We start from the raw sequence: 12644 nt of genomic DNA, 5'->3' as shown, positions 1-12644 counted from the left end.
GGGGCACGATAAGCCGTTCCCGTTGGACAGGGCAGCTGCGTCATCGTAGACGTCTTGTTCCATATATGGAACACGAGCCCATGAACTCAGATGATCTCGGGAGCTTTCTGCGCATCGCAGAGACCATGAGCCTCAGTGCGGCCTCGCGCGTCACGGGAACGCCTAAATCTTCGCTCAGCCGGGCTCTGTTCCGTCTGGAGAGGGAAATCGGGGCGAAACTGTTCGAACGCGGCGCGCATGCCCTCAGACTGACCGAGGCCGGGCGCATACTCTTGATCCATGCTAGACGCGTCATGGACGATCTGAATGAGGCTACCGCGGCCCTCGATGGAGTGACGGGGCAACCTCGAGGCGTTCTGAAGATCAGCGCGGCAACGACGTTCGCAATCGGGCTGGTGGCGCCGATGCTGCCGCATTTTCTGCGAGACTACCCTGATCTGCGCGTTCATCTTGAGGCCGAGAACCGGATCGTCGATCTGGCGAAGGAGGATGTCGACGTGGCAATCCGGATAGGGGCCATGCCCGACTCCGACCTGATCGCCAGCAAACTGGGCAGGATCGAATTATGGCCCTGTGCCAGCCCGGCCCATCTCTCAGAAAGGGGTACGCCCCAAACGCCGCAGGACCTGGCCGATCACGAGTTGCTTGGGTGGACCGATCAACCGTCGATCTGGCGTTTCAAAGATAGCGCGGGGTGCGAGCATCGCATACCCGTCGCAGTTCGATCCGTCATCCCGGAGCCCGCCGTCCTGCAGGTGGTTCTTGAAAGCGGGGGAGGGGTAGGACGTTTGCCTGCCTTCTCGGCAAACCCCTCACTCGAGAAGAGGAGGCTTGTGAGACTACTCCCCGACTATGAAGCGGAAACGGTGGAGGTACATGCCGTCTACGCAGCGCATCGGAGCCTCTCCTCCAAGGTCCGGGTATTTATTGATGCTTTGCGCGCACATATGACAGGATAATCGCCCATATCCTCCCGTGGGACACAGCTTATCCGCAGCGAATGCGAACGCTATCTGACATGATCTTAGCCTACCGTCGCCCCGACGCTGTTTGACATTTCGCTAGGATCAGAGCCCGATTACGCCCCGGAAGGGTCGACCTGTGGCTTTTGACCACAGGCGTAAGGCCCTCAGTTCGGCTTTGCCATGGCGCCTTTCGAGTCATTGCTCATCGCGTCATGTTCCATCGGGTCGTGTTTCATCGCACTGCCCATTTTGTTCTTCTTTTCCATACCCTCTGACTTCATCATGCTGCCATGCTTGCTCATGGACTGCTTCGACAACCCGTGGGGCGCCATTTCGTCCTTCGTCATGGCATGCTTCTTCATGCTGTCGGAGGACATGTCACCGTGGGACATGCTGTCATGTGCCATAGCGCCCTGCGACATCGTCCCTTGTGACATGGTGTCCTGAGCGAAGGCAGGGGCTCCCAGCAGCATTGTCGAAGAAAAGGCACAGGCAAGTGCGAGTGTACGAAAAGACATGATTACATTCCTGGATCGGTTCAAAGGATCGGAAAATGGACGCGCCAGCTTCCGATATCTTTTCTTTCGCCTCAGCTTTGCCGCAGGTTACATGCCTGTGTGCTTTTTTATGAACCGCCGAACCAGTCATATCCCTGGTCTTCCCAATATCCGCCCGGGAAATGATTCGTAACCTCGATGGAGGCGAGATATTTCGGGTTTTTATAGCCGAGTTTTGTAGGGATGCGGATCTTCATCGGGGCGCCATAGGCGGGTGGGAGAGGGTTCCCGCCGAAATCCAGCGCCATGATTGTCTGCGGATGAAGTGCCGTCGCCATGTCGATACTCGTGCTGTAATCATCAAAACAGCGGAAGTTCACATATTTTGCCCGCAGATCGGCCCCGACATGTTGCAGGAATACAGAGAGCGGAACCCCCGACCAATCTCCGATAGCGCTCCACCCCTCCACGCAGATATGTCGCGTGATCTGCCTTTTCTGCGGCAGGGTACGAAACCGGGCGACCGACCAGGGGCTCTTGTCTGAAACAAGCCCGCTCACCTCCAGCCGCCAGGATGAAGTCTCGACGAGCCTTACGTCGCTCTCGTCATAATAGGCATTGAATGGAAAGGGATGTGTGATGCGTGACGGGTCAAATTCCCTTGCGAGGCGCTGACGGCTGAAAAGAAGCGCCTGCACCCGGTCGGTGAAACGTGACATCAGGCTGAGGGCGTGTTCCACCGACGCATTATCGTCCAGTGCGCAGCCTGACAGCAGGGAAAGCCCACCAAGCGAAAGACTGTTCCGCAGGAAGAGCCTGCGTTCGAGCTTGCGCAACTCAGGCGCGACACCGGCGCGGTCGATTTTCGGCGGGCTCATGATGCGCTCTCCTTGTCGCTATCTGGCATGCGTCGCCCGAACACCATGCCCCACAAGGTGGCAGGCACCATCAGGGCAAGCGCGACATGAAGTAGAAGAAAGCCCACAATCAGGCTCATCATGGCAAAATGGATGCACCGGGCAATGTCGTAGCCTCCGAACAACCAGGTCAGCCATCCAAGTTGCACGGGCTTCCAGATCGAAAGGCCCGTCGTGACCGTCAGCACAGCCACCACAAGCACGCCCGTGTAGAGCGCACGTTGCACGGCGTTGTAGTGCCCGGCCTTGTGGGAGAGCTTCAGGCGCAGGGCCTGCCCAATATCCCTCACCACAGATCGCGGTCCTGCGGGGCGCAGGTCGTTGCGAAAATGCCCGCTAGCGGCGCCATACACAACGTAAACCAGCCCCGCCCCCATCAGCACCCACATGGCAGCAAAATGCCAGGCAATGCCGCCGCCAAGCCAGCCTCCAAGAGTGATGGCAGCGGGGAATTCGAAAGGCAGGATAGGGGAGGCGTTGTAGATCTGCCAGCCACTACCGATCATGACGAGCATGGCAAGCGCGCCTGCCCAATGGGTGAGGCGTATGATCGGTGCGGGCGCGCGTCGCGATCGTGACATGGCAGTTCGTTCCCTGAGTCTTCTGGAGGCTGGCAGAGCTTCCTTCGTGCGCAGGCCCCTAAAAGTTACAGCACGGGCTGAAAAAAAAACGGTGTGACTGCCCGTAACCTCTGCGCGGTGCAGCACGAAGGATGGTGTGAAATTCAGCAAAAGGGCGAAGTTCATGACATCGCGTCGACAATTCTGCCTTGCTTCAGTCTGTCTGGCTCTGTCGGGCCGCGCCTGGGGCGCAGAACCTTATCCCGTGACGCATAGTGCTGCTGAATGGCGGCGCCTGCTCACACCGGAGCAATTCGAGATTCTGCGCGAGGCTGGCACAGAGGCACCCTGGTCCAGCCCGCTCCTGAACGAACACCGACAGGGGCGGTTTGCCTGCGCAGGCTGCGCAACGCCGGCATTTGACTCACGCAGCAAGTTCGAAAGCGGGACAGGCTGGCCAAGTTTCACGGCAGCGCTGCCCCATGCTGTTCAGGAGCGTGGGGATGACAGTCTTGGCATGGAGCGCACGGAGGTACGGTGCGCGACATGCGGTGGTCATCTTGGCCATGTCTTTGATGACGGTCCCCAACCGACCGGATTGCGCTACTGCATGAACGGCGCAGCCCTTACCTTCAGGCCAGTCTGAAAGTTCGCATGATGATCAGAAAAAACGTGCTTGGCGTCGCGCTCGCCACATTCAGCCTTTATGGAATTCTGCACGAGGCTACCTCAAGGGCGTCTGCCTATCCGACCCTGCCTGAGCCCGTTATCGTGGCAAAGACCGGTAACGACAAACCCATCGGGCAGATGACGGCCCCCCCCGATGATTCCCGTCCGGGGATGACCCCATCCAGCGTCGTTTTTGCGGGAGGGTGTTTCTGGGGGGTGCAGAGCATATTCCAGCATGTGCGAGGCGTCACAGCCACCCGAGCCGGATATGACGGCGGTGCGCGTGACACGGCCCAGTATGAACGCGTCAGCGAAGGCGATACCGGTCATGCGGAATCGGTTGAGGTTGAGTATGATCCCACCCTCGTCAGCTTTGGCACGCTGATGCGGATATTCTTCACCGTGGCACTGGACCCGACGCAGATCGACCAGCAATTCCCCGATACGGGGCCGCAATACCGATCCGTCATCTTCACGCGCACAGCGCAACAGGCGCGCGAGGCAGAGGCCTATATCGCGCAGCTTGATGCCGCCCATATCTTTGCCCAGCCCATCGCAACGCATGTTCAGCCTGACAAGGCGTTTACCGGGGCGGAAAGAGAGCATCAGAATTTTGCCGCGCGTTATCCGCATAATATCTACATCGAGACCTATGATGCCCCGCGGCTGGACGCACTGCGTGCCAGCTTTCCGGCAAGCTGGCGGACAGAGCCAGTCCTCGCACTTTCTACGGCGCCTGGGTCTTTACGTATGTCAAATGATAGCGGTAGGAAATGATCTCCGATCACGCATGAAGGCAGCAGATTTTTGACAGAAGCGGATTGGAGCCGTTGGATGGAGGCCGCGCAAGCAGGAGATGCACAGGCTTATCGCCTGGTCCTGGGCGAGGCGCAGGCATGGTTGCGCCGTTTTTTCCTCAAACGCCTGCCGCCCTCAATGGTCGATGACGCCGTGCAGGACACCCTTATGGCGGTGCATGAGAAGCGTCACACCTTCGATCCTTCCCAGAAATTCGGCCCGTGGATTGCGGCCATTGCGCGTTACAAATGGATTGATCGCCTCCGGGCCGCGAGACGTACACAAACGACCCTGCTTGATGAGACGGTGGCTGTGGGCGATCACGAGGAACAGGTGACCACGGCTCATGCACTGGAAAAGCTTCTGGCGCAGTTGAAGCCGGGGCCAGCAGAAGCGATCAGGTTGGTGAAGTTGCAGGGTTTGAGCATAGAGGAGGCAGCACGTCGCACAGGGCAATCCGCGACGCTGGTGAAGGTCAATATCCATCGTGGGTTGAGTCGTATGAGCACTCTGGTGATGGGAGGCAATGATGGTGAATGATCCCCTGATCGAGCAGTTTGTAACCGATCTTCGCCCCGTCCGGAGGCGCTCGCCCTGGCGCGATGCCTTGACCCTCGCGGTTCTCGCCGGGGTCGAGATTGGTGCAGTGCTCGGGTTTGGCCTGATGCGCCCTGACATGCCCCATGCCATGCACATGATGAGCTTCTGGTGGAAGGCAATCGGGCTGCTGCTGATCGTCGGGCTGGGCGGCGCTTCGGCGCTGGTCTCGCTCGATCCAACGCGTTCGCCCCGGCAGGGGCTGCGTTGGCTGGGCGTGACCGCTCTTGTTCTTTTTGCCCTTGGCTGGCTTGTGGATGCGCTTCAGGCTGGGCCAGAGGTTTTATGGCTCAGGCTTGATCCGGCGCACGGCATGGTCTGTGCACGCAAGATCGTAGAGCTAGCTCTGCCGGCTGTCCTCGCGCTGGGTGTTATCGTGCGCCGCGGCGCACCGGTTGATGTGCGCGGAACGGCGTGGGTCACTGGCATTGCCGGCGCGGCTTTTGGTGCGCTCGTCTTTGCTCTTGCCTGCCCCTTTGATGACCCGCTTTATCTCGTCGTCTGGTATTCATTGGCCTGTGCGCTGGTGGCCTGCAGCACGCGTCTGGTATTGCCGTGGCTGATACGCTGGTAGTTCCGGGCGATGCGGGGTGCATCGCCCGATGCGGCGGGGTGGAAGCGATCAGATCGCGCTGTCTTTCGGCAATTTGTCCTGCGTTCTAAGCTCGAAATCCGAGCTGTCATGGCGTTCGCGAAGCTGGAAAGAGAGCGGGCCTGAGAGCCTGTTCACCATTCGGCCCCGCTGGACAGCAGGGCGTTCGAGCAACCGGGCTGACCACGCCTGCACATGGGAATACTCCTGAACGCTCAGAAACTGTGCAGCATCATTATAGAGCCAGCCTTCAACAAGGCCGCCATACCAGGGAAAGATCGCCATATCGGCGATTGTATAGGTGTCGCCTGCTATATATTTATGCCTGGCAAGCTGCCGGTCGAGAACGTCCAGCTGGCGTTTGGTCTCCATGGCAAACCGGTTGATTGCATATTCGATCTTCTCAGGGGCGTAGGCATAGAAATGGCCAAAGCCGCCGCCGAGATAGGGTGCGCTGCCGACCTGCCAGAAAAGCCAGTTCAGACAGGCCGTACGCGATGGAACATCCCGAGGCAAAAATGCCGCGAATTTCTCGGCGAGATAAAGCAGGATCGATCCTGATTCGAAGACGGGCAGGGGAGTGCCCCCGCTTTGGTCGACCAGCGCCGGGATCTTGGAATTCGGGTTGATGGCTGTAAAGCCCGATCCGAACTGATCGCCATCCCCTATATTGATCAGCCAGGCATCATATTCCGCCCCCTCATGTCCCAGGGCCAGGAGTTCCTCCAACATGATCGTCACCTTTACCCCATTGGGCGTACCCAGTGAGTACAGCTGGAGCGGGTGATGCCCTACGGGGAGGTTCTTTTCATGCGTCGGCCCGGCGACAGGGCGATTGGTGCTGGCAAATTTGCCGCCATTCTGTTTGTCCCATGTCCAGACGCTGGGCGGTGTATAGTTTTCCGAAGCGGTCATGAGCGCTGCTCCCGATTGTGGATAGGGAAATTGGATGGGAAGAGGGCTCGTTGTGCCTGATCGTCCATATCTGTCTTGAATGCGTGCCTCTTCATGAGCGCCTGTACGCGCGACACGGCCGGGCGGGCATTGATGTCGTGCATGAAGCGAGCAAGTGCAGGCCAGCGCTCGAGCGGATAATCTTCCTTGAGCACACGGGGCGCACGCTCCAGCCAGCCCCAGGCAGACATATCGGCAATCGTGAAAGTATCACCCACGATGTAACGGCGGTCCGTGAGGTGCTGGTCGAGAACTGTGTAATGTCGTTCGACCTCGCGCCTGTACCGATTGACGGCGTAGTCCAGCCCGGCGGGCGCTGCATGCTGAAAATGCACGGCCTGACCGGAAAAAGGCCCAAGCCCGGATGCGATAAACATCAACCATGACAGCAATTCAGGCCGGTCCGCGGGGGTTCCGAGATATTGCCCGGTTTTTTCAGCAAGATAGATCAATATTGCATTGGAATCGAACACGCGTGTTGCCGGGCCCGCAGGACCTTTGGTGTCGATAATGGCAGGCACCTTGCCATTGGGGTTGATCGCGAGAAACGCCGGGTCATGCTGATCACCCTTGCGGGTATCGACCGGTATGGCCTCGTAGGGCAAACCGGTTTCCTCGAGCGTGAGGGCGATTTTCGCCGGGTTGGGCGTGGGATGGAAATAAAAACGGATCATGATAGCTCACCCTTGCGAAACCATGTCAGTCTGATTGGCAGTATGGGCGGGTCCTGCTGACGCTCCACCGTACTGGTGATCGCAATCCTGTGGTGATCACGGAGCCCTAGACCGCGGCCGCTCCTCCGTCGACAATGAGGTCAATGCCTGCAACATAACTGCTTTCATCAGAAGCCAGAAAGAGCGCGGCCGCAGCAAGTTCCTCTGGCCGCCCCAATCGCTTCATGGGCACGGCTGCAGCCCATTGACGCTTGACGGCTTCGGCACCTTCCGGCGTATCGGCCTGACTGTCCATGATTGGTGTGTCGAACGGCCCGGGGCTGAGGGTATTGATCCGTATGCCGCGTTCGACCAGTTCGGCCGTCCAGGTTCTGGACAGGCTGCGTATTGCAGCCTTGCTTGCGCTGTATGTGCCATAGCCAGGCACACCCTTATTGGCAGCGATGGATGAGACAAGGATGACTGAGCTGCCAGACCGCAACAGGCCAAGTGCCTTGCTGATCGTGAAATACAGGCCTTTCACGTTGATATCGAACGTCCGATCGTAATTGGCTTGTGTTGCCTGTTCGAGTGTTTGAGGCAGAACGATACCGGCATTGGCGACCAGGATATCGATAGCCCCACGTTCACGCCGTATCCTTTCCACCATGCGTTCGATATCGCCGGAAAGACTGACATCTGCCTGTATAGAGGCGGCCTGACTGCCCAATGCCGCTACAGCCCGCTCAAGCTCGGCCTGTCGCCGACCGGTGATATAGACAAATGCGCCTTCAGCGATGAAACGCGTTGCGATGGCAAGCCCGAGCCCGCTGCTTCCTCCGGTCACAAGGGCCGTTTTTCGATGCAGTTTCGTCATAACTGTTCCTTTTCGAAGGCAGATTGCCGTGAAGTACTCACGAAGCGCGAGAGGGGCGCAGAGAGGTTCGTGAACGCCGCAGGCTGGATGTCATCGGGAGCGCGAGACGAGGCCCGTTCTACCGGCAGGGTACAGTACTTGGGTGAGGACTCAGAGCAGACCGCGATGGCCTTCATACTCTTCGCTTTTGTCGAGTCCACGCTCAGCAATGATCTTCGCAGCGACAGGCATGACACCGGAAATGGCGGGGAAGCCGACATAAGGGAGCATCTGTATCAGAGCCTCCTCTATTTCCTTCAGCTTCATACCGTGATCGAGCGCAAAACCCATATGGAGGCCGAATTCGTGGGGCTGGCGCAGCGCAACCATGACGGTCATGGTGATGAGACTTCGACGCGCCTGATCGAGCCCTTCACGTGTCCAGATGTCCTCGAAAACATGATCGACTGCATACCCGGCTATGGCTGCGCCGAAAGTTCCTGACTGTGATGCCGCGATGAGCTTGGCGGATTGTTCGTAACCCATCAAATGGCGTGTGAAGCTACTGCCCATGTCATTGGAGCGCATATCTCTCTCCGTATCCTCAGTGAAAAACTCCGCCCCTGCGCGAGCCGGGGCGGTATGGATGGAGCGATCAGTCGGCCGACTGGGTCGCGTGGCGCAGGGCAGGAAGCATGTCGGCAGGTTCCGGGCGACGCGTATAATCCGGGTTGACCTCGGCATAGAGAATGACGCCGTCCTGACCAATGACGAAGCGGCCAGGCATAGGCAGCGTCCAGCTGTCGTCACCATTGAAACCGGGCAGATCGTTCTTGAGATTCTTGTAAAGCTCAATCAGATAATCAGGCAGGGTGAAGCGAAGGCCAAACTGCGCGGCAACGTCATTATGTGTGTCAGACAGGATCGGAAATTGCAGTTCATTCTGGCGGACTGATTTTCGGCTGTTCACCGCAGTTTGCGGGGAGATCGCGATCAGATGGGCGCCAAGCTCACGAAATGAGGGAAGTGCCGCTTCGAGGGCCTGCAATTCCATGTTGCAGTAAGGGCACCACACACCGCGATAAAAGCTGATGACCAAAGGCCCCTTGGCCAGAAGATCAGCAGAAGAGACAGGGTCACCCTCGGGGTCGTTCAGCGTAAAAACGGGTGCCTTGTCTCCGGCTTTGAGGGCTTTTTCCGCAGCGCCGGACGCAACCAGCTCGGCGGTGGCACGGTGCATGGTTTCGATGACGCTATGCGGAACGTTATAGGGGGGCTTTCCGGCTTCGAAATCGGTCTTGAAGGCGTCGAGCTTTGCCTGAAGTGTCATGGGTTCGTTTCCTTGAAATCTGGTGACGGATCTGACGATAGGAGGTCGCCGTACCTGGGGGATGATGGCAGGGGCGACTAATGGTCATTCCCTGGTGGAATAACCGCGGTGGTTATCGCTCTGCTGTCGAAGCGTCGAAGAAGGGATAATCGGTGTAGCCACGAGCATCGCCGCCGTAGAAGGTCGAGCGGTCGTAATCTGTCAAAGCAAGGTCCTCGCGCAGGCGCTGAGGCAGATCGGGATTGCTGATGAAATGCCGGCCGAAGGCGACGGCATCGGCATCACCGGATGCGAGCACGGCTGCGGCACTGTTTTTGTCGAACCCACCTGCCGCGATCAGCGTGCCCTGAAATCTCTCACGCAGATTACGCGCGGCCACGGGCTCGCTTTCGGCGATGAGTTCCGTGCCCTTGATGCGGGGTTCAACCACATGCAGATAGGCGATGCCGAGCCTGTCCAGCTGCTCCGCCACATAACCGAAGGTTTCTTGGGGGTTGCTGTCTGACATCGAGCCGTAGGTGCCACTTGGGCTCAGGCGAACACCCACGCGGTCTGCCCCCCAGACGGATATGACTGCCTGGGTCACTTCCAACAGAAAGCGAGCGCGGTTCTCGATCGGGCCACCATACTCATCGGTGCGGTGGTTGGTACCGTCCTGCAGGAATTGGTCTGGCAGATAGCCATTGGCGCCATGAATTTCCACGCCATCAAAACCTGCCTGCTTTGCCCTTGCGGCACCTTCCCTGAACTGCTCGATCACCGCAGGAATTTCCTTCAGCGAAAGGGCACGCGGCATGGAAAACGGGGCAGGGCCACCGAGCGTGTAGGCGTCGCCTTCCGCCTGGATAGCAGAGGGCGCGACCGGGGCTGCACCACCTGGCTGCAGATCAGGATGCGACTGTCGCCCAACGTGCCACAACTGCATGATAATTTTCGCACCGCGTGCATGAACGGCTTCGGTCACCTTGCGCCACCCGTCTATCTGGGAGTCGTCATAGATGCCCGGCGCGCCGGCATAGCCGTATCCTTCGAGCGCAACGGGAGTTGCCTCTGAGATGATAAGACCGCCGGGTGAGCTGCGCTGGCTGTAATACAGCGCCATGAGGGCATTGGCCTTGCCAGTATGGTCCGACCGCATGCGCGTGAGGGGTGCCATGACGATTCTGTGGCCGAGCGACAGCGCCCCGGCATTGAAGGGCGTGAAGAGTTTGTTCATGGGAATAACCTCAGAGCGATCAGCAAAGGATCAGTTTGGGGCGGCGAGCGTCTCAACCCGGGCGATACCGCGCTGAACGCCAGGTCTGGCCGCAATCCGCTCGTACCAGCGGGCGATATAAGGGGTGTCATCGAGGGTGAGGCCGGGAAAACTGCGCCGCCAGAGCCAACCGAAATGGGCAATATCGGCGATAGTAAAATGATCGCCTGCCACGAAATCCCGGTGCGCCAGCAAGGTGTCGAGCACATGCAGGACGCGTTTTGCCTCTTTGTCGAAGCGCTCGATCGCGAGAGGCAGTTTCTCGCTGGCGAAACGCTGGAAGAAACCCGATTGGCCGAAGGCGGGGCTCAGGGCAGAGGCGTGAAAGAAAAGCTGCTCGAAAACGCGCGCCCGTTCGGCCCCGGTTGCAGGGAGAAGTCGGCCGGTTTTTTCAGCCAGGTACACGAGTATGGCTGCAGACTCTGTGAGGACGAGCTTCTCATCCCTCGCGTCGTGATCGACCAGTACCGGAACCTTCTGGTTGGGATTAAGCGTCGTAAAGGCCGTGGTACCCTGTTCGCCTTGCCGGATATTGATGCCGTGTAGCCTATAGGCGAGATCGAGCTCTTCCAGCGCGATGGTGACCTTGACGCTGTTGGGCGTCGCGAAAGCGTAGACCTCAATCATGAGCGGTTCCTCCATCAGGTTTTGCAAGGAGAGCGGAGAGCGCCGGGAGGAGGGCGGCGACCATGGCTTGTGGCAGGTCACCCGTGAGCTGATAGGCCGAGATGAAATGCGACACCGGTCGTGTTGATACGGCGTTGGTGAAATGAACGATCATCCTGAAGCCTGCTCCATCTTTCCCCGACGCTGACCGGGTTGCAGGTCTGGTTTGCCTCTGTTTCACTGGGCATGGCAGATGGCTCAATGCGATAAGCATCATTCCCGGGAGGAATAGGATGGACCGATATCAGGCGATGACCACGTTCGTACGTGTGGTCGAAACGGGTTCATTCTCAGCAGCGGCACGGCAGCTTCATGTTGGTCAGCCCGCTGTGTCGAAAATCGTGGCACAGCTCGAAGCGAGGCTGCAGGTCAGCCTGCTCATACGCTCCACTCATGGCCTTACACCCACCGAAGCAGGGCAGGCATATTATGAACGCGCACGCAATGCGCTTCAGGAAGCCGACGAAGCGGAGCTGGCCGCGCGTGGTGCGGGGAGCGGTCTGTCCGGGCGTTTGCGTGTATCGGCGGCGACGACATTTGCACGATTGCACATCATACCGCGGCTACCGGCATTTCTCGATGCGCATCCGCAGCTCGATGTGGATATTCTGCTTGATGACCGGATGATCGATCTCGTGGCCGAGGGGGTCGATATCTCGTTGCGTATGGGGGCTTTGGCCGACTCCTCGGCGGTCGCACGCAAGCTGGCGACAGGAAAACGTTCGGTGCTCGCCACACCGGCCTATCTGGCGCGTGCGGGCATGCCGTTGGTTCCTGCCGATCTGGCTGATCACAACGCGATCGTTTACAGTCAGCTCCCCAATGTCTGGTCATTTCACAGGGATGGCTCGGCCGTCTCGGTGTCCGTTGCGGGGCGTCTCAGGGTCAGCGCTGCCGAAGGCCTGCGGGCAGCCATACTCGCTGATATGGGCCTGACCATCACCTCGGACTGGATGTTTGCCCCTGAACTGGAGAGCGGCGCCGTAACGCGCCTGCTTCCGGCGTGGTCTTTGCCTGATATCGACCTTTGGGCTGTCTTCCCTACGGGGAGAATGACGACCGCAAAGGCAAGGCAATTTGCAGATTTTGTTCAGGGCTTGATGGAATGAAAGCGAGATGCCGCCGTTTGGCGCGCCTACTGTATATCGCAATATTGAGAGAGACGCGGGCTGGCGTTGCGATCGCCTTGGTCAGCTATGCTAGAGAAGCAGGTTTCTGATGAATCTCCGGGGGCGGCTTAGGCTCAGGACCCATTGATTTAAGCGGCATGATATGATTCAGGCTCCCTCAAGGAGACTGAAGATGAGAGACCTGTATTGGCTGACGGACGGGCAG

17 protein-coding genes are annotated in these 12644 nt (G+C 58.8%); 6 read left to right on the top strand and 11 right to left on the bottom strand.

All coding sequences use genetic code 11. The features are described 5' to 3' along the window. Positions 1–80 precede the first annotated feature (80 nt). A complete protein-coding gene (locus AA0535_RS11735; protein ID WP_264816480.1) occupies positions 81–959 on the top strand; it encodes a LysR family transcriptional regulator in 879 nt (292 codons plus the stop codon). 170 nt (positions 960–1129) lie between these two features. Here AA0535_RS11735 and AA0535_RS11730 read toward each other — a convergent pair whose 3' ends face one another. The 3 genes from AA0535_RS11730 to AA0535_RS11720 form a co-directional block, all read right to left on the bottom strand. Beyond that, complete coding sequence (locus AA0535_RS11730) at positions 1130–1483, bottom strand: pentapeptide MXKDX repeat protein (RefSeq protein ID WP_264816479.1); 354 nt, start codon at positions 1481–1483, stop codon at positions 1130–1132. Between the two features lie 107 nt (positions 1484–1590). Beyond that, positions 1591–2340, bottom strand: a complete 750-nt coding sequence (locus AA0535_RS11725) for a molybdopterin-dependent oxidoreductase (RefSeq protein WP_264816477.1) — start codon at positions 2338–2340, stop codon at positions 1591–1593. Then, positions 2337–2960, bottom strand: a complete 624-nt coding sequence (locus tag AA0535_RS11720) for a cytochrome b/b6 domain-containing protein (RefSeq protein ID WP_264816474.1) — start codon at positions 2958–2960, stop codon at positions 2337–2339. Before AA0535_RS11720 ends, AA0535_RS11725 begins: the two co-directional genes overlap by 4 nt. Positions 2961–3123: 163 nt before the next feature. Here AA0535_RS11720 and msrB point away from each other — a divergent pair, with 163 nt between their 5' ends. Genes msrB through AA0535_RS11700 form a run of 4 tightly spaced genes read left to right on the top strand, consistent with a single transcriptional unit; the run spans position 3124 to position 5577 of the window. Beyond that, complete coding sequence (msrB, locus tag AA0535_RS11715) at positions 3124–3585, top strand: peptide-methionine (R)-S-oxide reductase MsrB (protein WP_062164583.1); 462 nt, start codon at positions 3124–3126, stop codon at positions 3583–3585. A gap of 8 nt (positions 3586–3593) precedes the next feature. Beyond that, positions 3594–4385 carry a peptide-methionine (S)-S-oxide reductase MsrA gene (msrA, locus tag AA0535_RS11710; RefSeq protein WP_264816471.1) on the top strand — a complete coding sequence of 264 codons (792 nt, stop codon included), beginning with the start codon at positions 3594–3596 and terminating at the stop codon, positions 4383–4385. Positions 4386–4415: 30 nt separating this feature from the next. Beyond that, complete coding sequence (locus AA0535_RS11705; RefSeq protein WP_255424179.1) at positions 4416–4946, top strand: sigma-70 family RNA polymerase sigma factor; 531 nt, start codon at positions 4416–4418, stop codon at positions 4944–4946. Then, positions 4933–5577, top strand: a complete 645-nt coding sequence (locus AA0535_RS11700) for a DUF1109 domain-containing protein (protein WP_264816469.1) — start codon at positions 4933–4935, stop codon at positions 5575–5577. The genes AA0535_RS11705 and AA0535_RS11700 overlap by 14 nt, the downstream gene beginning before the upstream one ends. Before the next feature lie 48 nt (positions 5578–5625). On the opposite strand, the gene yghU is transcribed toward AA0535_RS11700, so the two are convergent. From yghU to AA0535_RS11660, 8 genes are all read right to left on the bottom strand, one after another. Next, entirely contained in the window at positions 5626–6510 is an 885-nt protein-coding gene (yghU, locus tag AA0535_RS11695) for a glutathione-dependent disulfide-bond oxidoreductase (RefSeq protein ID WP_264816467.1), read from the bottom strand. After that, positions 6507–7223, bottom strand: a complete 717-nt coding sequence (locus tag AA0535_RS11690) for a glutathione S-transferase family protein (protein ID WP_264816464.1) — start codon at positions 7221–7223, stop codon at positions 6507–6509. Before AA0535_RS11690 ends, yghU begins: the two co-directional genes overlap by 4 nt. A gap of 106 nt (positions 7224–7329) precedes the next feature. Next, positions 7330–8079: an SDR family NAD(P)-dependent oxidoreductase gene (locus tag AA0535_RS11685; RefSeq protein WP_264816463.1), complete on the bottom strand. Its 750-nt coding sequence runs from the start codon at positions 8077–8079 to the stop codon at positions 7330–7332. A gap of 150 nt (positions 8080–8229) precedes the next feature. Then, complete coding sequence (locus AA0535_RS11680) at positions 8230–8646, bottom strand: carboxymuconolactone decarboxylase family protein (protein WP_264816461.1); 417 nt, start codon at positions 8644–8646, stop codon at positions 8230–8232. A gap of 67 nt (positions 8647–8713) precedes the next feature. After that, positions 8714–9388: a peroxiredoxin-like family protein gene (locus AA0535_RS11675; RefSeq protein ID WP_264816460.1), complete on the bottom strand. Its 675-nt coding sequence runs from the start codon at positions 9386–9388 to the stop codon at positions 8714–8716. Between the two features lie 112 nt (positions 9389–9500). Continuing rightward, on the bottom strand, positions 9501–10604 hold the full coding sequence (locus AA0535_RS11670) for an alkene reductase (protein ID WP_304500917.1): 1104 nt from the start codon (positions 10602–10604) through the stop codon (positions 9501–9503). 30 nt (positions 10605–10634) lie between these two features. Then, on the bottom strand, positions 10635–11270 hold the full coding sequence (locus tag AA0535_RS11665) for a glutathione S-transferase family protein (RefSeq protein ID WP_264816458.1): 636 nt from the start codon (positions 11268–11270) through the stop codon (positions 10635–10637). After that, entirely contained in the window at positions 11263–11424 is a 162-nt protein-coding gene (locus AA0535_RS11660; RefSeq protein WP_158625400.1) for a hypothetical protein, read from the bottom strand. The genes AA0535_RS11665 and AA0535_RS11660 overlap by 8 nt, the downstream gene beginning before the upstream one ends. A 118-nt stretch (positions 11425–11542) precedes the next feature. Here AA0535_RS11660 and AA0535_RS11655 point away from each other — a divergent pair, with 118 nt between their 5' ends. After that, the gene (locus tag AA0535_RS11655; RefSeq protein WP_264816456.1) at positions 11543–12418 is read left to right on the top strand and encodes a LysR family transcriptional regulator; all 876 of its coding nucleotides are present in this window, start codon (positions 11543–11545) and stop codon (positions 12416–12418) included. The last annotated feature ends 226 nt before the right edge of the window (positions 12419–12644 follow it).

Origin of the sequence: Asaia krungthepensis NRIC 0535 (assembly GCF_025995175.1) — a bacterium.
GTDB classification, from domain to species: Bacteria; Pseudomonadota; Alphaproteobacteria; order Acetobacterales; family Acetobacteraceae; genus Asaia; species Asaia krungthepensis.
Note: the sequence above shows the minus strand (reverse complement) of the source record. Positions and strands in the feature narration are given on the sequence as shown.

Coding starts and splice junctions, on each gene's coding strand:
- AA0535_RS11700 (WP_264816469.1), top strand. CDS start 4,933: ATGATGGTGAATGATCCCCTGATCGAGCAGTTTGTAACCGATCTTCGC.
- AA0535_RS11725 (WP_264816477.1), bottom strand. CDS start 2,340: ATGAGCCCGCCGAAAATCGACCGCGCCGGTGTCGCGCCTGAGTTGCGC.
- AA0535_RS11680 (WP_264816461.1), bottom strand. CDS start 8,646: ATGCGCTCCAATGACATGGGCAGTAGCTTCACACGCCATTTGATGGGT.
- AA0535_RS11730 (WP_264816479.1), bottom strand. CDS start 1,483: ATGTCTTTTCGTACACTCGCACTTGCCTGTGCCTTTTCTTCGACAATG.
- yghU (WP_264816467.1), bottom strand. CDS start 6,510: ATGACCGCTTCGGAAAACTATACACCGCCCAGCGTCTGGACATGGGAC.
- AA0535_RS11720 (WP_264816474.1), bottom strand. CDS start 2,960: ATGTCACGATCGCGACGCGCGCCCGCACCGATCATACGCCTCACCCAT.
- AA0535_RS11670 (WP_304500917.1), bottom strand. CDS start 10,604: ATGAACAAACTCTTCACGCCCTTCAATGCCGGGGCGCTGTCGCTCGGC.
- msrA (WP_264816471.1), top strand. CDS start 3,594: ATGATGATCAGAAAAAACGTGCTTGGCGTCGCGCTCGCCACATTCAGC.
- AA0535_RS11665 (WP_264816458.1), bottom strand. CDS start 11,270: ATGATTGAGGTCTACGCTTTCGCGACGCCCAACAGCGTCAAGGTCACC.
- AA0535_RS11660 (WP_158625400.1), bottom strand. CDS start 11,424: ATGATCGTTCATTTCACCAACGCCGTATCAACACGACCGGTGTCGCAT.
- AA0535_RS11675 (WP_264816460.1), bottom strand. CDS start 9,388: ATGACACTTCAGGCAAAGCTCGACGCCTTCAAGACCGATTTCGAAGCC.
- AA0535_RS11690 (WP_264816464.1), bottom strand. CDS start 7,223: ATGATCCGTTTTTATTTCCATCCCACGCCCAACCCGGCGAAAATCGCC.
- AA0535_RS11655 (WP_264816456.1), top strand. CDS start 11,543: ATGGACCGATATCAGGCGATGACCACGTTCGTACGTGTGGTCGAAACG.
- AA0535_RS11735 (WP_264816480.1), top strand. CDS start 81: ATGAACTCAGATGATCTCGGGAGCTTTCTGCGCATCGCAGAGACCATG.
- AA0535_RS11685 (WP_264816463.1), bottom strand. CDS start 8,079: ATGACGAAACTGCATCGAAAAACGGCCCTTGTGACCGGAGGAAGCAGC.
- msrB (WP_062164583.1), top strand. CDS start 3,124: ATGACATCGCGTCGACAATTCTGCCTTGCTTCAGTCTGTCTGGCTCTG.